The following is a 16,997-nucleotide window of genomic DNA, read 5'->3' on the forward strand; positions in this document are numbered from 1 at the left end:
CTCCGGCAAGCTCGGGCGACCGGCCTAGCCGAGAATCTCGGTTCGGGTGCGCCGTGAGGCTTGGCATGCGCGCGGCATGCTCGAGGAAGCTGGGAAGGACACCGACGACGAGAATATCGGCCGCGGCGCCCCGGGTACCCGCATTCGGACGGAAAGCAGTGCTCGCGAGCATGCGCCCTCCTGGTGCGGATCGGGGATCAACGCAACCGCTTGCGCTGATCGTGTGTATCGAACGGTCCCAGGAATCGGCCCGGGAGAACAAAACATCTCCCGCTCAGCGGGACTGGAATTCGGCCACGTCAGAGCCGGTTTCCCAGTCCCACTGAGTGAGCATTTCGAGAGACTTCCGGACTACTTCTCGCCGGATCCGACGACGCGCTCGACGTCGCTGTCGGCGACGCGGTTCGCGGCCACGTACCCGAACACCATCGAGGGGCCGATGGTGGCGCCGGCGCCGGCGTACTCGTTCGCCATGACCGACGCGGACGTGTTGCCCGTGGCGTACAGACCGTCGATGACCGAGCCGTCCTCACGCAGTACGCGCGCGTCGGCGTCGGTGACGAGGCCACCCTTGGTGCCCAGGTCGCCGGCCTCGATGCGGATCGCGTAGAACGGGCCCTTGACGATCTCGTCCATGGCCGGGTTCTTCATCGTCGGGTCACCGTAGTACCGGTCGTACGCGCTGTCGCCGCGGCCGAATTCCTCGTCCTTGCCGGTGCGGGCGTAGCCGTTGAACCGGTCGACGGTCTCGAGCAGGTTCTGCGTCGGTACACCGATCTGCTCGGCCAGCTCGCTGAGCGAATTCGCCTTGTGGACGATGCCCTTGTCGTAGAAGCCCTGCGGGAACGGGGCCCCCGGCAGAACCTGCGCGAACGGGTACCGCGACCGGGCCTTGCTGTCCATGATGAAGTAGGCCGGCACGTGGCCGCCCTCGAGCTGGTCGTGCACGAAGTTGACGTACGGCGCCGACTCGTTGGTGAACCGCTTGCCGTCCTTGTTCACGATCACCGAGGGCGGGATCGAGCGCTCCGACACCAGCGGGATGACCGCACCCATCGGGTGCATGACCGACGGCATCCACCACGCATCGTCCATGAGATCGACTGCAGCACCCAGCTTCTGGCCGGCGACGATGCCGTCGCCGACGTTCTCCCGGGCGCCCATGCTGATGTTCTCCACGCCACGCTCGGGCAGGTGCTCCGCGCGCATCGCGTTGTTGTGCTCGAAACCGCCGGTGGCCAGCAGGACACCCTTGCGGGCACCGATACGCACGAGCTTGCCCTCGCGCTCCGCGGTGATACCGATGACGGCGCCCTTGTCGTCGACGATCAGGTCCTTCATCGACGTCCGGAGCCACAGCGGAACGCCGGCATCCTTGAGCGCCATGCGCATCCGTGCGACGAGCGCGCGGCCACCGGTGGACATGTGGCGGCGACGGATCACGTTGGACGACACCCGCCACGCCGCGACGAGCGACGCCCGGCGACCGGCCCAGGTGCGCTTGACCATTGCGAGGTCGTGGTAGTCCTTGCTCGTCACCCACAGGCCCAACGGGCCCTTCATGCTGTTGGGGCGCTGGTACTTCTCGTCCTCACCGAGCTTGCGGGTGTCGAACGGAGTGCACTCGACGGTACGGCCGAGCGGGCGTCCCCCGTCGTACTCGGGGTGGTAGTCGGCGTAGCCCTTGACCCAGTAGAACTCGATGTGGGGACTGCGCTCGAGCAGCTCCATCATCGGCGGGCCGTTGTCGATGTACGCGTCGAGACGCTCGTCGGACACCTTGCCCTCGGTGACGATGTCGAGGTAGCGGCGCACCGATTCCCGCGAGTCGCCGGCGCCCTTGCGGACGAGGACGGGCGCGTTGGGGATCCAGATGCCACCGCCGGAGATCGCGGTGGACCCGCCGTAGGTCTTGCCCTTGTCGATGATCAGGGACGACATGCCGCGGTCGGCGGCCGTGATGCCGGCGACCATGCCGCCGCCGCCACTGCCGACGACGAGGAAGTCGACGACGGTGTCGAAGTTGTTGTTCTCAGCCATGGTGATTCGTCAGCTCACTTACGGTCGCGCAGGAGGAAGGAGAGCACCGACGCAACCCAGGCGTCGCGGGCCTCGATCATCGTCCAGTGCCCACAGTTCGGGAACACGTGGAACTCGGCGTTGGGGATGTCGCGCATCGGCAGCAGGCCGAGGTCGACGGGGCTGACGCGGTCGTCGCGTCCCCACGTGAGCAGCGTGGGCGCCTTGATCTTGCCGAACTGCGCCCAGTACGGGGTGCCGTCGGCCTGCGCGTTGGCCGCGGCCATCGCGGCGAAGGCCTTGCTGCTGTACATGCGGCGGGCGATCTCGAGGGTCTTGGGCTCGGTCGCGAGCTCCCAGCGCTCCTCGATGAGCTGCTCGGTCACCACGGCAGGGTTGTAGACCATCGACTGCAGCCAGCGGATGAGGCCCTCGCGGGTCGGGTTGTCGGTGAACTCCATGAGCAGCTTGATGCCCTCGCCCGGGCTGGACGAGAGCACGTTCTTGCCCATGCCGCCGATCGAGACGAACTTGTTGACGAGCTCGGGACGCGCGATCGCGATACGGGCGCCGACGACACCGCCCATCGAGTTGCCGATGATGTCGACCGGACCCAGACCGAGGCCCTCGAGGAAGGCCGGTACGGCGCCGACTGCCTCGACCATCGGGTGGCCGTCGCACGGGTCGGACACGCCGAAGCCGGGGAACTCGAGGACATAGCAGGTGAAGTGCTCCGCGAAGTCGCCGATGACGCCACGGTAGTTGCGCCAACCGGTGACACCCGGACCTGAACCGTGCAGCAGCAGCAGCGGCGGACCGTCGCCGGCCTGGTGGTACCGCAGCACACCCTGATCGGTGTGCAGTTCCCGCTTGGAATCCTCGTAACTGATCTCAATAGCCATCGTCAGCCTCATGTCCGTTGCAAAAAATGTCATCCGGGTCACAGCCCATCCGGCGGAAGGGTGCCAGTCGGCGTCGAAGTGGGCCATATCGCATCCCGATCAGCGAGACCACCTCTGGTCGAGGTCACCTCCGCCGAGGGCGGTTCCGCTGATCGAGACAGCAATTCAGGGCTGCGGACCTGCGGCCATACGCTCGCAAACATCGACTTCGGCGTAGCGGACGCCGAGCAGTTTCATCGAATCGGAGGTGGCCCCATGTCCACAGAGGCGATTGCACAGGAGATCACGCTGGGAGCAGAGCCGACTCCGGCGGACATGCGACGGGTGATGGGCCAGTTCGCGACGGGTGTCACCGTGGTGACCGGTCTCGACGACGAGGGCCCGGTGGGCTTCGCATGCCAGTCGTTCGCCTCCGTCTCGCTGGAGCCTCCGCTCATCCTCATCTGCGCCGATCACCGCGGCCGGGCCTGGCCCCGCATCCGCGAGACCGGCCGCTTCTGCGTCAACGTCCTGCACGAGGACCAGTCGGACCTTTGCTCCCGTTTCGGGTCGAGCAAGGGCCGCAAGTACGAGGACCTCGACTGGGAGGTCTCCCGTTGGGGCACGCCGTCGCTGCCGGACGTGCTGATGCGGGTGCACGCCGAGGTGCACGAGGTCCACGTCGCCGGTGACCACGACATCATCATCGGCCGGGTGCTCGAGCTGGACACGGTGTGCGAGGAACGCCCGATGGTGTTCTTCCGCGGCAAGTTCGGCATCGGAGCTCCCGAACTGGTCTGACGGCCACCGGCCACTCCGCTCGAACGGGAACTGGCGGCACCCTTCCGAAGTGGAAGTGTGCCGCCAGTTCCCGTTGGTGCGGTCGGGAGGTACCCGTCAGATCCACTGCCCGCTCTGGATCGACAGCAGTCGATCCATCGCGTCCGCGGACCAGGTGTTGACGGGCGGCTCGGGCGCCCGGCGCGCGCGCCGGGGAGCACCCATGTCGGGGTAGAGCGTGCGCGACACCTCGCGGGCCGCGTCGACCACGAGCGGCGCGACGCGCTCGAGCTGGGCGGTTCGCGCGTCGCCACACAGCGAGATTCCGGCGACCGGACCCTCGTAGCCGCGCACGGCGACACCGACACAGGCCACGCCGCGCACGGACTCGCCGCGCTCGAAAGCCAGGCCCCGACGCTGCCGGATCCGGTTGAGTTCCTGGTGCAGGGTCGCGATGTCGGTGATGGTCCGGTCGGTGCAGCGACTCAGCCGCGCCTCGTACAGGCTGTCGACCCGCTCCGGGTCGAGCCACGCCAGCATGGACTTCCCGCCGGCCGTTGAGTAGGCCGGTCCGCGGCCGCCCACTCGCGAGGGCAGCGTCGACGCGAAACGCCCGCCGACCTTGTCGAGGTAGACGCTCTCGCTGCCGTCGAGCACGGCGAGATGGACGACCATGCCGGTCTGCATGTGCAGCTCGTGCAGCAGGGGCGCGGCGGCAGCGCGGATCTCACTGTGCCCGCCGTCGCCGCCACCGAGGCCGAGCGCACGCCGGCCGAGGCAGTAGCCGAACGAGGCGTGTTCCACCCAGTTCAGCCGCACCAACTGATCGAGAATCCGGTGCACGGTCGAGCGCGGCAACTGCGTACGGCACGCCACTTCTTCGAGCGTGAGCCGCGATGCGCGACCGTCGAACGCGTCGAGAATCAGGGTCATCCGCTCCACCATCGAAGGCGGCAGTTCACGGCGCGGGGCCGGCGTGGTGACCGACTCACCGGAATCGACGACTGTCATCGACACCTCCAAGCAACATCTGAGCCCCTGATCAGAGGGGCAATCCGACGCAAAACTGAAATCAATTCTGACAGGCTAGCAGGAAAGTCCCGCTAGGCGGGACTTTTTTCCGGTCGATTGTTTGTCCGAATCGGACACCCGATCATGCCCGCTCGCACCGTCGTCCGCCGTCCGAGTCGATCAGACTCCCGGTCACCGGAAAAACGGGCCCAAGGCCCCTCCGCCGTCCGGTAGAACGAAGCAACACCGGCCGATCCAGCAACGGAGCTGTAGGGATGCACATCGGAATCGTCTCCCCAGTCGTGGTCCTGCACCCCGACGCCCACTCCCCGTGGGAGCGCGACGCCGGTATCGCCGACCTCGCCCGCATCGCGGAGACCGCGGACCGTCTCGGCTACGACCACCTGACCTGCAGCGAACACGTCGCGGTCCCGGTGGAGGTCGCCGCCGCACGGGGGGGCACGTACTGGGATCCGCTCGCGACGCTGGGATTCCTCGCCGCCCGGACCACCCGGATCCGGCTCGCCACCCAGGTTCTCGTGCTCGGCTACCACCACCCGCTCGAGATCGCCAAGCGCTACGGCACTCTCGACGTCGTGAGCGGAGGACGGCTGATCCTCGGCCTCGGCGTCGGCACGCTGCGCGAGGAGTTCGATCTTCTGGGCGCGCCTTTCGAGGACCGCGGGGCTCGCGCCGACGACGCCCTCGCCGCGCTCCGCGCATCGCTCTCGCGCAGCCTGCCCGAGTACCACGGGACCTACTACGACTACGACGGACTGCTCGTCGAACCGCACGCCGTGCAGGACCGGGTGCCCCTGTGGATCGGTGGTCGCACGATGCGTTCGCTGCGCCGCGCCACGACACACGGAGACGGCTGGGCGCCGTTCGGCCTGAGCGTCGACGAACTTCGTGGCATGCTCGAAAAGGTAGACGTCCCAGCGCACTTCGACGTCGTACTGAGCGCGGGGGCGCCTCTGGACCCGCTGGGCGCACGCGACCGCACCCTCCGGGCGCTCGAACGCCGCCGCGACGCCGGCGCCACGATCGCCAGCGCGTCGATCTCCGCGACCGACTGCGCGCACTACTGCGATCAGCTCGAATCCCTGCGCGAACTCGGTGCCGAACTGGGCATCGAGTTCGATCCCGCACCCCGCTGACCGCGGGACGCCGCTGCACCACCGAGCCCGGATCGGACACCGATCGGGGCTCGCACGCAACAGGTTTCACGTTTCACCCGATAGCCGGACATACACCGAAGGAGATCCGATGACCGATACCGCTGCGCTCGTCCAGTCACTGATCGAGCGGGTCGAGCTGCTCGAGGACAAGCTCGCGATCCAGGAGCTCATCACCGCGTACGGCCCGGCCGTCGACGCCGGCAACGCCGACAAGGTCGGCGCACTGTGGGCCGAGGACGCCGTGTACGACGTGGACATCCGCAACATGAACGGGCGCGCGGAGATCATGGAGATGGTCCGCACCAGCCCCCACCAGGACTACATCAAGAACGGCTGCGGCCACCTGCTCGACCCGGTCAACATCGTGGTCGACGGCGACACGGCCGTCGCCACGTGCCACTCGCAGCTGCTGCTGCGCAACCAGGACGAGGATTCGTTCCGCGTGTGGCGCGTGACCGCGAACCGCTTCGACCTGAAGAAGATCGACGGCACGTGGCAGATCCAGCGCCGCACCTCGCGCGTGCTCGACGGCCGCCCCGAGGCCCCCGAGCTGCTCGGCCGCGCCGGCAGCTGACCTCCCGTACCGACACGGCCCGCCTCGCTGATCGCGAGGCGGGCCGTGTCGTCGAGCGGTAGGACTCTACTGGGAGGCGGATTCGAGAGTTGCCTTCGCCCAACGGTAATCGGCCTTACCCGCAGGCGAGCGGACGACCTCCGGGACCACGACGAGTGTGCGCGGCACCTTGTAACCGGCGATCTTGGTCCGGCAGTGGGCGATCACGTCGTCCTCGTCGAGATCGTCGACGCCCTCGCGGGTGGAGATGACGGCCGACACGCGCTGCCCGTACATGGGATCGGGGATGCCGGCGACGAGTGCGTCGAGCACACCGGGATGACTCTTGAGTGCCTCCTCGACCTCCTCGGCGTAGACCTTCTCGCCGCCGGTGTTGATGCACGACGATCCGCGGCCGAGCACGACGATGGTGCCGTCCGCCTCGACGCGAGCCAGGTCACCGAGGACCGAGAGCCGCACGCCGTCGACGACGGGGAACGTCGCCGCGGTCTTCTCCGGGTCACCGAAGTAACCGAGCGGCACGTGTCCGGCGCGGGCGAGGTAGCCGACGTTGTCGGAACCGGGCTCGATCGTCGAGAAGTCGGTGTCGACGACGCGAGCCTTCGGCGACGGCGGCATGCGCAGCAGGCCGTCCTCGTCCTTCTTCAGCTCGCCGTCGTTGCCGGACTCCGACGAGCCGAACGCGTCCCGGAGGTAGACGTTGGGGAGCAGCTCGTTGAGCTTCCCGCGGACACTCGCCGACCACAGCGCGCCACCCGAACCGATGATCCACAGCGAGCTCAGATCGAATCGGTCGCCGTGCTGCTCGATCGCGTCGGCGAGCGGACGGGCGATCGCATCGCCGACGACCATGACGGTGTTGATCTTGTGTCGATCGACCAGCTCGAGCGCCTCGACCGGGTCGTACTTGGACATGAGGACCTGCTTGGAGCCCATGAACATGCAGGTGAAGAGCGAGTAGGACGCCGCACCGTGCATCAGCGGCGCAGTCACCAGGTACGTCATCGCGAACTGGTTCGCCGCCGCGGCGGCGCCGAGCTCGGCGGGCGAGAGGATCGGGTCGCCGCCCATGATCGCGCCGCCCGCGAGTGCTGCGTGGTAGAAGTCCTCGTGCCGCCACATCACACCCTTGGGCATGCCGGTGGTGCCGCCCGTGTAGATGACGTAGAGATCGTCGGCGCTGCGCTCCGGGAAGTCGCGATCTGCGGACTGCGCGGCGGAAGCCTTGTGATAGTCGACGACCGAGACGTCGGCGGCGGCAGCGGCGTCCGCCAGTGCCGGTCCGGCCGGCTCGCCGATGAGCACGATGTGCCGCAGCTCGGGACACTTGGGCAGGACGTCGGCGATGACGTCGCTGAACTCGCCGTCGGCGATGACGGTGGCCAGCTTCGCGTCGTTGTAGAGGTAGGTGAGTTCCGCGTCGACGTAGCGGAAGTTGACGTTGACCGGGACGGCGCGGATCTTGAGGCACCCGAGCAGCGATTCGACGAACTCGAGGCTGTTGCGCGCGTGCAGGCCGACGTGATCCCCGGGGCCGACACCCTGCTCCGCGAGGTGGTGCGCGATCCGGTTCGCAGCAGCGTCGAACTCGGCGAACGTCCGCGATTCGGATCCGCACACGAGCGCGACCTTGTCCGGCACGGCGTCGATGACGGCTTCGGTCAGATCAGCGAGATTGAGAGTCATATCCGGCCCTTCGGTGAATCGCACATCGAGCAACAGTGCGTTCTACCACAAACCCCGCCCTCGTGTGCCTGAGATCACAACCTGCCGAGTAGAACATATTCCTATTGGTTGATCAATAGCCCGACGGGGAGAACTGGGGTTCCGCCAGCACAGGCGGAGGCGATGCCGCATCATCTGCGGGAGCATCCCGAGGCGACGGAGGAACGGGATGGACCAAGACCCTTGTGCCAAAACTAGAATGAATACTAGTTTGATTGCATCGCACGGAACCTGAAGGAGCCTGACATGGTGGATTCTCTGAGCTTGGCCGGTAAGACGGCCATCGTCACCGGCGCCGGGGCCGGTCTCGGCCGCGCCGAGGCGCTCGCCCTGGCCGACGCCGGTGCCGCCGTCGTCGTGAACGACATGGGCTCCGCCGCCCACGACGTCGTCGACGAGATCAAGGCGGCCGGTGGGCAGGCCCTCGCCGTCACCGGCGACGTCTCCGACTGGTCGCTCGGCGGGCGCATGATCCAGGAAGCCGTGTCCAACTTCGGCTCGATGGACATCCTGGTCAACAACGCGGGCATCCTGCGCGACAAGATGATCTTCAACCTGTCCGAGTCGGACTGGGACGACGTCATCCGCGTGCACCTCAAGGGCCACGCCGCGACGTCGCACGCCGCGGCCGTGCACTGGCGTCAGGCGAGCAAGGACGCCGGCGGCCCGATCTACGGTCGCGTCATCAACACCTCGTCCGAGGCGTTCCTGTTCGGCTCCGCCGGCCAGCCCAACTATTCGGCCGCCAAGGCCGGTATCACCGCGCTGACCCTCTCCACCGCCGCCGGCCTGTCCCGCTACGGCGTGCGCGCCAACGCGATCTGCCCCCGCGCCCGGACCGCGATGACCGCGGAGGCGTTCGGCACCGAGAACAACACCGGCACGCAGGGTCTCGACCCGTTGGCTCCGGAGCGCGTCGGCACGCTGGTCCGCTACCTCGCGTCGCCCGCGTCGGACGAGATCAACGGCCAGGTGTTCGTGGTCTACGGCAAGATGGTCGCCCTCATGGCCGCGCCGCAGGTCGAGAACCGTTTCGATGCAGCCGGTTCCGAGTTCTCCGTCGAGGAGCTGGCCGGCCAGATGACGCCGTACTTCTCGGGCCGCGGCCCGTACGAGACCTACGCCGCGTACAGCGTCGCGGGCCTCGAGAAGATCGCCCTCGCCACCGACGCGCCCGCCGGCGTCTGATCCGGACGGCGGACTCTTCATGAGGCTTCAGGGCAAGGTTGCCATCGTCACCGGCGGTGCCGGTGGCATCGGGCGCGCGATCACCCGGGTGTTCTCGCGCGAGGGTGCGAAGGTGCTGTTCGTCGACATCAGCGACGAGAACGGCTTCGCACTCGAGAAGGAGATCGCGGAGGCCGGCGGTGAGGGCAAGTTCCTCAACGTCGACATCTCGCAGAAGGATTCGGCCGAGGCGATCCGCGACGCCGCGGTCGCGGCGTTCGGCCGTATCGACATCCTCGTCAACAACGCGCACGCGTCCCGTCAGGCTCCGCTGCTCGAGCAGACGCAGGAGATGTTCGACCTCTCCTTCGGCACCGGCTTCTACCCGACGGTGCACCTCATGCAGGCCTGCTACCCGCAGCTCAAGGAGTCGAAGGGGTCGATCATCAACTTCGGCTCCAGCTCCGGGCTCGAGGGCATGCCCACGCAGACGTCGTACGCGGCGGCCAAGGAGGCCATCCGGGGCGTCAGCCGGGTCGCCGCCAACGAGTGGGCCGCGGACCAGATCCGGGTCAACGTGCTGTGCCCGTTCGCGGCCACCGAGGGAGTCGTGGCGTGGCAGGAGGCGTTCCCCGAGCGGGCCGCCGCGACCATCGCCAAGGTTCCGCTGCAGCGCATCGGCGACCCGGAGACCGACATCGCCCCGATCGCACTGTTCCTGGCGAGCGACGACTCGAAGTACATGACGGGTCAGACCGTCATGGCGGACGGCGGCAGCCTCAAGCTGCGCTGATCGCGCTCCGACAACTCCATGTCCGAGGTGTGCCAATTTTCCGGTACTGCCTCGTAACCTCCTCTGTCGGCGGTATAAAGCCTGGCAGTCCGCTGTGAAGTGGACCACCTACCAAACCGCCGACAGAGGAGTTCCATGACCGATAGCCGGGCGAACAGAGCCGATGCGACTCGGGGGGTTGCATCCGTCTCACGCCGTCGATTCCTTGCGGGCGCAGGTCTGACCGCGGGAGCCATCGCGCTCTCGTCGATGTCGACCTCCGCCTCCGCAGCCCCCAGCCGCACCCTCGCCGACGGCGACCGCGTCCCTGCCCTCGTCATCGGCAGTGGATACGGCGGTGCCGTCGCCGCGCTGCGGCTGACGCAGGCCGGTATCCCCACGCAGATCGTCGAGATGGGCCGCAGCTGGGACACCCCGGGCTCCGACGGCAAGATCTTCTGCGGGATGCTCAACCCCGACAAGCGCTCGATGTGGTTGGCCGACAAGACCGATCAGCCGGTCAGCAACTTCATGGGCTTCGGCATCAACAAGAGCATCGACCGGTACGTCGGCGTCCTCGACTCCGAGCGGTTCTCCGGCATCAAGGTCTACCAGGGCCGCGGCGTCGGCGGCGGCTCGCTCGTCAACGGCGGTATGGCAGTCACCCCGAAGCGCAACTACTTCGAGGAGATCCTGCCGTCGGTCGACTCGAACGAGATGTACAACAAGTACTTCCCGCGCGCCAACACCGGTCTGGGTGTCAACAACATCGACCAGGCGTGGTTCGAGTCCACCGAGTGGTACAAGTTCGCCCGCACCGGCCGCAAGACCGCCCAACGTTCGGGTTTCACAACCGCTTTCGTGCCCAACGTGTACGACTTCGAGTACATGAAGAAGGAGGCTGCCGGCCAGGTCACCAAGTCGGGCCTCGGCGGTGAGGTCATCTACGGCAACAACGCCGGCAAGAAGTCGCTCGACAAGACCTACCTCGCGCAGGCCGCGGCCACCGGGAAGCTGACGATCACGACTCTGCACCGCGTCACCAAGGTCGCGCCGGCCACCGGCAGCGGCTACAGCGTGACGATGGAACAGATCGACGAGCAGGGCAACGTCGTCGCCACCAAGGTCGTCACCGCCGATCGGGTGTTCTTCGCGGCCGGCAGCGTCGGCACCAGCAAGCTCCTGGTCTCGATGAAGGCGCAGGGCCACCTGCCGAACCTGTCGTCGCAAGTCGGCGAGGGCTGGGGCAACAACGGCAACATCATGGTGGGCCGCGCGAACCACATGTGGGACGCCACCGGATCCAAGCAGGCCACCATCCCGACGATGGGAATCGACAACTGGGCCGACCCGACGGCACCGATCTTCGCGGAGATCGCCCCGCTGCCGGCCGGGCTCGAGACCTACGTCAGCCTGTACCTGGCCATCACGAAGAACCCCGAACGTGCTCGCTTCCAGTTCAATTCGGGCACCGGCAAGGTCGATCTCACCTGGGCTCAGTCGCAGAACCAGAAGGGCATCGACATGGCCAAGAAGGTGTTCGACAAGATCAACCAGAAGGAAGGCACGATCTACCGGACCGATCTGTTCGGCGTGTACAAGACGTGGGGCGACGACTTCACGTACCACCCGCTGGGCGGCGTGCTGCTGAACAAGGCGACCGACAACTTCGGCCGCCTGCCCGAGTACCCCGGGCTGTACGTGGTGGACGGCTCGCTCGTCCCCGGCAATGTCGGCGTCAACCCGTTCGTCACGATCACCGCGCTCGCCGAGCGCAACATGGACAAGATCATCTCGTCCGACATCCAGTGACGACCCGCCTGCCCGCGTCCCCGCCTGCGCTCCGGGGGACGCGGGCAGGCCCCGCTCTGCGATAGCCTTTCCACGAACGATCCCACTCGACCACGTTTTCTTCACGCGTCGAAGCGGATGAGAGGACATCGCGATGTCTACCCGTTCGAACTATTCCGAGGGCACACCCAGCTGGGTCGATCTGCAGACGTCGGACCAGGCCGGGGCCAAGGAGTTCTACACCGCACTGTTCGGTTGGTCGTACGACGATCGGCCGATGCTCGAGGACACGGTCTACTCGATCGCCACGCTGCGGAACGAGCAGATCGCGGCGATAGCTCCGCTTCCCGTGGGCGCCCCGCCGGCGGATACTCCGTCGACGTGGAACACCTTCCTGGCGGTGGACGACGCCGACGCGTCGGCCGCGAAGGTCGAACCGGCGGGCGGGCAGCTGATCCTCCCGGCGTTCGACGTCGGGGATGCCGGGAGGATGGCGTTCGTCGCGGACCCCACGGGGGCACAGGTGGGGCTGTGGCAGGCCCGCGCGCACATCGGCGCCACCCTGGTGAACGAGGCCGGCACGCTGATCTGGAACGAGCTGATCACCGACGACCCGTCGTCGGCGCTGGCGTTCTACGCCGCCGTCGTGGGCCTGGGTGCCGCGGTGATGCCGATGCCGGACGGCGAGTACACCGTCCTGCAGGTCCACGAGGACGGCGTGGGCGGGTGCGTCACCCCACCGCGCCCCGATGTCCCCAACCACTGGCACGTCTACTTCTGCACGGACGACGTCGACGCGACCGTCGCAACCGCCGCGAGGGAAGGCGGCGCGCTGATGGCCGACCCGTTCGAGGTGGCAACGGTGGGCCGGATGGCGGTACTCGCCGACCCGCAGGACGCGGTATTCAGCGTCATGCAGCCCGAATCACCCTGAGCTGCGCGATCAGTCGATTCCGAACAGGCGCACCGCGTTGTCGTGCACCACGGCACGCAGCCAGTCGTCCCCCAGGTCGAAGCGGGTGAGGGCCTCGAGCGCGTCGAGGTACGAGTACGGGATGTTGGGGAAGTCGCTGCCGAACAGGATCCGATCCCCCAGGTCACGCAGACGCGGGACCTCGGTGCGCGGGAACGGGATCTGTGCCTCGGTGAAGTCGGTGAACGCCATCGTGGTGTCCAGCTGCACCAGCGGGTAGCGGTCGGCGAGGTCGAGGAATTCGGTGTACTCGGGCATTCCCATGTGCGCGACGATCAGCACCAGGCGGGGGTGCCGCGCGAGCAGCGTGGCGATCCGGTCGGGGCCGGTGTAGCGGCCGGGCGCCGGTCCGGAACCGCAGTGGATCACGATCGGAGTGCCGGCATCCTCGAGCAGTCCCCACACCGGGTCGAGCAGCGGATCGTTCGGGTCGTAGTCGCCCACCTGGATGTGCGACTTGAACACTCGCGCACCCGCGTCGAGCGCCGACGCGACGTACCCGGCAGCGGACTCCTCCGGATAGAAGGTGGCGGTGTGCAGGCAGTCGGGGGTGCGGGCCGCGAAATCGGCCGCCCACTGGTTGAGCCACGCCGCCATCTCGGGCTTGTGCGGATAGAGCATCGAGGTGAACCTGGCGATGCCGAACTCCCGCAGGTGCGCGACTCGCGTCTCCTCCTCCGACCGGTACCGGATCGGCCACTCCCTACCGGTGAGCGGTCCCGCCGAGTCGAAGTAGGCCCACACCTTGTCCATGACGTTCTTGGGCATGAAGTGGGTGTGCACGTCGATCAGCGCGGACAGGCCCAGCGCCTCACGGAAGGCGATCACCCCGGCCGCCTCGGACTCCCGGTCGAGTTCCGTCCCCACCGCTGATTCACACACGGTCATGCCCCTCTCGGTTCGGTGACTCGAGTGGCCCCGAGCACACCTGCCGACCCTAGTCTCGGGACGTTTGCGCTGAGTGAGACCCCGGTTTGACGGGTCCGGAAACCGCCTGAAACGCTACCTAGCACTTGCTTGGTTTACGACGATCCCGAAAAGGCGCAGACGACATGACCTCTTCATCTCCCCTGTTCCAGCCGCTGAAGGTGCGTTCGCTCGAACTCGCGAATCGCATCGTCATGTCGCCGATGACGCGCTCCTACTCGATCGACGGCGTCCCCGGTGACGACGTCGCCGGCTACTACCGCCGCCGCGCCGAGGGCGGGACCGGGCTGATCGTCACCGAGGGTGTCGCGATCGACCACGAGACCGCGGTCGACAACCCGCGCGTGCCGCGCCTGTTCGGCGAGGAGTCGCTCGCAGGCTGGCGCAAGGTCGTCGACGGCGTGCACGAAGCTGGCGGCAAGATCATTCCGCAGCTGTGGCACGTCGGCCCGCTGTGGGGCGCGATGAGCAAGGTCGACCCGGCGGTCAAGCCGATGCGCCCGTCCGGCGAGTGGGGTCCGCTCGGCACGACGTCGTACCCGGAGTCGTACACCTCGTGGGTCCAGGAGCCCACCGAGGCAATGACCGAGCAGGACATCCAGGACGTCATCGCGGCGTTCGCCCGCGCGGCCCGCAACGCGATCGACGTCGGCTTCGACGGCATCGCCCTGCACGGCGGCCACGGCTACCTGCTCGACTCGTTCCTGTGGGAAGGCACCAACAAGCGTGACGACGAGTGGGGCGGCGACCTCGAGCGCCGTACCCGCTTCCCCGTCGCCGTGGTGAAGGCGATTCGCGCCGAGATCGGCGAGGACTACCCGATCTTCTACCGCTTCTCGCAGCACAAGCAGCAGAACTACACCGCGCGCATCGCAGAGACGCCCGACGAACTGAAGGTGATCCTCGGTGCGCTCGCCGACGCCGGGGTCGACGTCTTCGACGCCAGCATCCGCCGCTTCGACATCCCCGCGTTCGAGGGTAGCGACGTGTCCTTGGCCGGCTGGGCCAAGAAGGTCACCGGCGCGATCACGATGGCCGTCGGCAGCGTCGGCATCGGGAAGTCGCTGCGCGACAGCCGCATCGACGGTTCGGCGCCGGTCGTCGACAACATCCCCGAACTCGAGAAGCGCATCGGTGGCGGCGAGTTCGACCTGATCGCGATCGGCCGCCTGCACCTGGCCGACCCGGCGCTGGCCACGCGCCTGCGCGCCGGCGAGCCGCTGCCCGAGTTCGTCCGCGACGTCCACGAGGGCTCGCTGACGTAACCTCCAGCTCGACATGATCCACCCGGTCGCCGCAACACCTCCGCGAGGCGTTGCGGCGACCGGTTCGTCTGTGCGGCAACAGCCACGCAGCCCGGAATCGAAGGAACCGATCCTTGACGCAGTACGACGACGCCGACTGGCACTACGGCGGCGACTTCCCCGACGACCTCCCCCAGGCTGCGGCCGGCACACACATCGGCATGTTCGTGGCATGGTGCCTGCTCACCGGCTTCGCGAGCGAAGGGGTCGAGGACCGACTCGAACCGCTCGAGACGCGGGAGACGACCCCCGGCGCCTTCCTCATGAAGGTGCTCGACGAGCGGTTCGCCAGCGACGACCTCACCGCCGACGGCAACGCGTTCGCCGTCGCGTACTACGCGGGCCGCGGCGACGACTCCCGCTACCTCGACGACTACTGCGACGAGTTCGACACAACCGCGGAAGAGATCTACCGGGTGGAAGACACCTGGGAGACCTACGACCGGATCGCGGACCGGATCGGCGATCGCTTCCACGCATGGCTGGACAGCGGGCGGCCGCAGTTCGTCGCGTAGGGCTCCGACCCGCAACGGTCGGCGCGCCGAGTCCTCGGTGCGACGTCCTCAGTGCGACGCCACGGGCACCTGATGTCCGGGAGCGGCGACCTCGTTGTCGAGATGCCGCTTCCCGGGAAGCAGGAACGGAGTCACCAGGAGCAGGGCGCCCGCGATTCCGATGGCGATGCGGGCGTCCGTGATCGCGGCACACAGCCCCCACAGGCCGGTCAGTACAGCGATGGATCCGGTACCGGTGACGTTCCAGGCCACCATCACCCGCCCGACGCGGTCCACCGGAACCCGCTGCAGTCTCGCGGTTGCGAACAGCGGATTGAACACCCCCATACAGGTGATGAGGGCCAGTTCGACGACGATGACGAGCACGACACCAGCAGCTCCCGGCATCACCAGGACCAGCCACACCGGCCACACCGCGCGCAGCGCCCCGGAGACGACGAGGACGCGGCCCCGCCCGTACCTGGCGGCCAGACCGGTAGCGAGCCGGGCGCCGACGAAGCCACCGATACACGGCAATCCGAAAGCGATCCCGTACTGCCATGCCGCCCAGCCCATGTCACCGAGCAGGAGAACAGCGATCAGCGGTTCTGTGGCCATGATGAGCGCGTTGACAGCCACCGTGTTCCAGAACAGCCGGAGCAACTGTCGGTCGGCGCTGATGAACTTCCATCCCTCGGTCACGTCCGAAACCCGAAACTTCGCCGCTTTCGCCGTGGACCCGACGCGTTCCGGGTCGCGAATCATCCCGATACTCAACGCCGAGAGGAGGAATCCCGCGGCGTTGCCGATCACCGTGACGACGGGGCCGAGAGCACTGATGGCGCCGCCACCCAGCGTGGGTCCGACCGCGGTGGCTGTCCACGTGGTCGACTCGAACCTGCCATTGGCCGCCAGGAGATGGTCCGGGCGCACGATCTGCTTCAGGTAGGCACCACTCGCGGCGGTGAAAGCGATATTCGAAGCAGTACTGACGATCGATACTGCGAGTAGCTGCGCGTAGGTCAACAAGCTCAGCGCATAGGCCAGCGGGACGGTGAGCAATACCGCACACCGGGCGATGTCGGCAGCGATCATCACGGGCTTCTTCCGATGGGCCTCGACCCACGGCCCGAGCGGCACAGCCAGTACGGCCCCCACCAGCAGCCCCACCGCCGCCAGGACGGACACCCCGAGAGCGCCCACGTCGAGGACCAGGATGGCGATCAGAGGGAACGCGCCGAAACCCAACCAGGTCCCCGCAGTGGACGCCGCGAACGCCGCCCACAACCATCCGAACGGGCGTCCAAGATCCGGTCGTCCCATGTGAAAATCCCTCCCCCGCAACGGAACATCGACAGCGAGAATTCGACCAAGCTCGCCGATCAGGCGCAAACAACCACC

At 67.4% G+C, this 16,997-nt stretch carries 15 protein-coding genes; 9 read left to right on the forward strand and 6 right to left on the reverse strand.

The annotated features are described in order from the left end of the window. Positions 1–351: 351 nt before the first annotated feature. Together C7H75_RS22565 and C7H75_RS22570 are read right to left on the reverse strand one after the other, a co-directional pair. The gene (locus tag C7H75_RS22565) at positions 352–2,040 is read right to left on the reverse strand and encodes an FAD-binding protein (protein ID WP_060934533.1); all 1,689 of its coding nucleotides are present in this window, start codon (positions 2,038–2,040) and stop codon (positions 352–354) included. A gap of 14 nt (positions 2,041–2,054) precedes the next feature. Continuing rightward, positions 2,055–2,921 carry an alpha/beta fold hydrolase gene (locus C7H75_RS22570; RefSeq protein WP_013417433.1) on the reverse strand — a complete coding sequence of 289 codons (867 nt, stop codon included), beginning with the start codon at positions 2,919–2,921 and terminating at the stop codon, positions 2,055–2,057. 255 nt (positions 2,922–3,176) lie between these two features. Here C7H75_RS22570 and C7H75_RS22575 point away from each other — a divergent pair, with 255 nt between their 5' ends. After that, the gene (locus C7H75_RS22575) at positions 3,177–3,701 is read left to right on the forward strand and encodes a flavin reductase family protein (RefSeq protein ID WP_005517134.1); all 525 of its coding nucleotides are present in this window, start codon (positions 3,177–3,179) and stop codon (positions 3,699–3,701) included. Between the two features lie 96 nt (positions 3,702–3,797). Here C7H75_RS22575 and C7H75_RS22580 read toward each other — a convergent pair whose 3' ends face one another. Beyond that, positions 3,798–4,691: an IclR family transcriptional regulator gene (locus C7H75_RS22580; RefSeq protein WP_005517133.1), complete on the reverse strand. Its 894-nt coding sequence runs from the start codon at positions 4,689–4,691 to the stop codon at positions 3,798–3,800. Between the two features lie 275 nt (positions 4,692–4,966). Between C7H75_RS22580 and C7H75_RS22585 the strand changes: the two genes are divergently transcribed. Further along, positions 4,967–5,848: a TIGR03619 family F420-dependent LLM class oxidoreductase gene (locus C7H75_RS22585; RefSeq protein ID WP_013417436.1), complete on the forward strand. Its 882-nt coding sequence runs from the start codon at positions 4,967–4,969 to the stop codon at positions 5,846–5,848. A 109-nt stretch (positions 5,849–5,957) separates the two neighbouring features. Beyond that, positions 5,958–6,443, forward strand: a complete 486-nt coding sequence (locus tag C7H75_RS22590) for a nuclear transport factor 2 family protein (RefSeq protein ID WP_005517129.1) — start codon at positions 5,958–5,960, stop codon at positions 6,441–6,443. Between the two features lie 66 nt (positions 6,444–6,509). On the opposite strand, the gene C7H75_RS22595 is transcribed toward C7H75_RS22590, so the two are convergent. Beyond that, on the reverse strand, positions 6,510–8,129 hold the full coding sequence (locus C7H75_RS22595; RefSeq protein ID WP_081184127.1) for an acyl-CoA synthetase: 1,620 nt from the start codon (positions 8,127–8,129) through the stop codon (positions 6,510–6,512). A gap of 285 nt (positions 8,130–8,414) precedes the next feature. Here C7H75_RS22595 and C7H75_RS22600 point away from each other — a divergent pair, with 285 nt between their 5' ends. From C7H75_RS22600 to C7H75_RS22615, 4 genes are all read left to right on the forward strand, one after another. Beyond that, positions 8,415–9,356, forward strand: coding sequence for a 3-oxoacyl-ACP reductase (locus C7H75_RS22600; RefSeq protein WP_013417438.1), 942 nt, complete (start codon positions 8,415–8,417; stop codon positions 9,354–9,356). Positions 9,357–9,375: 19 nt separating this feature from the next. After that, positions 9,376–10,128: an SDR family NAD(P)-dependent oxidoreductase gene (locus tag C7H75_RS22605; RefSeq protein WP_005517125.1), complete on the forward strand. Its 753-nt coding sequence runs from the start codon at positions 9,376–9,378 to the stop codon at positions 10,126–10,128. Between the two features lie 249 nt (positions 10,129–10,377). Beyond that, positions 10,378–11,919 carry a GMC family oxidoreductase N-terminal domain-containing protein gene (locus C7H75_RS22610; RefSeq protein ID WP_022598311.1) on the forward strand — a complete coding sequence of 514 codons (1,542 nt, stop codon included), beginning with the start codon at positions 10,378–10,380 and terminating at the stop codon, positions 11,917–11,919. Between the two features lie 133 nt (positions 11,920–12,052). Beyond that, the gene (locus tag C7H75_RS22615) at positions 12,053–12,832 is read left to right on the forward strand and encodes a VOC family protein (protein WP_022598313.1); all 780 of its coding nucleotides are present in this window, start codon (positions 12,053–12,055) and stop codon (positions 12,830–12,832) included. 9 nt (positions 12,833–12,841) lie between these two features. Here the strand turns inward: C7H75_RS22615 and C7H75_RS22620 are convergent, their stop codons facing one another. Continuing rightward, positions 12,842–13,759: an amidohydrolase family protein gene (locus tag C7H75_RS22620; protein WP_005517119.1), complete on the reverse strand. Its 918-nt coding sequence runs from the start codon at positions 13,757–13,759 to the stop codon at positions 12,842–12,844. Positions 13,760–13,923: 164 nt separating this feature from the next. Here C7H75_RS22620 and C7H75_RS22625 point away from each other — a divergent pair, with 164 nt between their 5' ends. Further along, positions 13,924–15,063 (forward strand): NADH:flavin oxidoreductase, encoded by a 1,140-nt coding sequence (locus tag C7H75_RS22625; RefSeq protein ID WP_106851862.1) that lies wholly within the window; start codon positions 13,924–13,926, stop codon positions 15,061–15,063. 113 nt (positions 15,064–15,176) lie between these two features. Next, complete coding sequence (locus tag C7H75_RS22630) at positions 15,177–15,617, forward strand: DUF7832 domain-containing protein (protein WP_005517116.1); 441 nt, start codon at positions 15,177–15,179, stop codon at positions 15,615–15,617. Positions 15,618–15,665: 48 nt separating this feature from the next. Here C7H75_RS22630 and C7H75_RS22635 read toward each other — a convergent pair whose 3' ends face one another. After that, positions 15,666–16,919 carry an MFS transporter gene (locus C7H75_RS22635; protein ID WP_106851863.1) on the reverse strand — a complete coding sequence of 418 codons (1,254 nt, stop codon included), beginning with the start codon at positions 16,917–16,919 and terminating at the stop codon, positions 15,666–15,668. Positions 16,920–16,997 lie beyond the last annotated feature (78 nt).

The sequence above is a fragment of the Rhodococcus (subgen. Prescottella) equi genome (genome assembly GCF_003013675.1).
Classification (GTDB): Bacteria; Actinomycetota; Actinomycetes; order Mycobacteriales; family Mycobacteriaceae; genus Prescottella; species Prescottella equi.

What these genes read in the sequence shown, in the direction of transcription:
- C7H75_RS22610 (WP_022598311.1), top strand. Translation starts at nt 10,378, where the DNA reads ATGTCGACCTCCGCCTCCGCAGCCCCCAGCCGCACCCTCGCCGACGGC.
- C7H75_RS22575 (WP_005517134.1), top strand. Translation starts at nt 3,177, where the DNA reads ATGTCCACAGAGGCGATTGCACAGGAGATCACGCTGGGAGCAGAGCCG.
- C7H75_RS22580 (WP_005517133.1), bottom strand. Translation starts at nt 4,691, where the DNA reads ATGACAGTCGTCGATTCCGGTGAGTCGGTCACCACGCCGGCCCCGCGC.
- C7H75_RS22620 (WP_005517119.1), bottom strand. Translation starts at nt 13,759, where the DNA reads ATGACCGTGTGTGAATCAGCGGTGGGGACGGAACTCGACCGGGAGTCC.
- C7H75_RS22595 (WP_081184127.1), bottom strand. Translation starts at nt 8,129, where the DNA reads ATGACTCTCAATCTCGCTGATCTGACCGAAGCCGTCATCGACGCCGTG.
- C7H75_RS22615 (WP_022598313.1), top strand. Translation starts at nt 12,053, where the DNA reads ATGTCTACCCGTTCGAACTATTCCGAGGGCACACCCAGCTGGGTCGAT.
- C7H75_RS22565 (WP_060934533.1), bottom strand. Translation starts at nt 2,040, where the DNA reads ATGGCTGAGAACAACAACTTCGACACCGTCGTCGACTTCCTCGTCGTC.
- C7H75_RS22590 (WP_005517129.1), top strand. Translation starts at nt 5,958, where the DNA reads ATGACCGATACCGCTGCGCTCGTCCAGTCACTGATCGAGCGGGTCGAG.
- C7H75_RS22635 (WP_106851863.1), bottom strand. Translation starts at nt 16,919, where the DNA reads ATGGGACGACCGGATCTTGGACGCCCGTTCGGATGGTTGTGGGCGGCG.
- C7H75_RS22605 (WP_005517125.1), top strand. Translation starts at nt 9,376, where the DNA reads ATGAGGCTTCAGGGCAAGGTTGCCATCGTCACCGGCGGTGCCGGTGGC.
- C7H75_RS22570 (WP_013417433.1), bottom strand. Translation starts at nt 2,921, where the DNA reads ATGGCTATTGAGATCAGTTACGAGGATTCCAAGCGGGAACTGCACACC.
- C7H75_RS22585 (WP_013417436.1), top strand. Translation starts at nt 4,967, where the DNA reads ATGCACATCGGAATCGTCTCCCCAGTCGTGGTCCTGCACCCCGACGCC.
- C7H75_RS22625 (WP_106851862.1), top strand. Translation starts at nt 13,924, where the DNA reads ATGACCTCTTCATCTCCCCTGTTCCAGCCGCTGAAGGTGCGTTCGCTC.
- C7H75_RS22600 (WP_013417438.1), top strand. Translation starts at nt 8,415, where the DNA reads ATGGTGGATTCTCTGAGCTTGGCCGGTAAGACGGCCATCGTCACCGGC.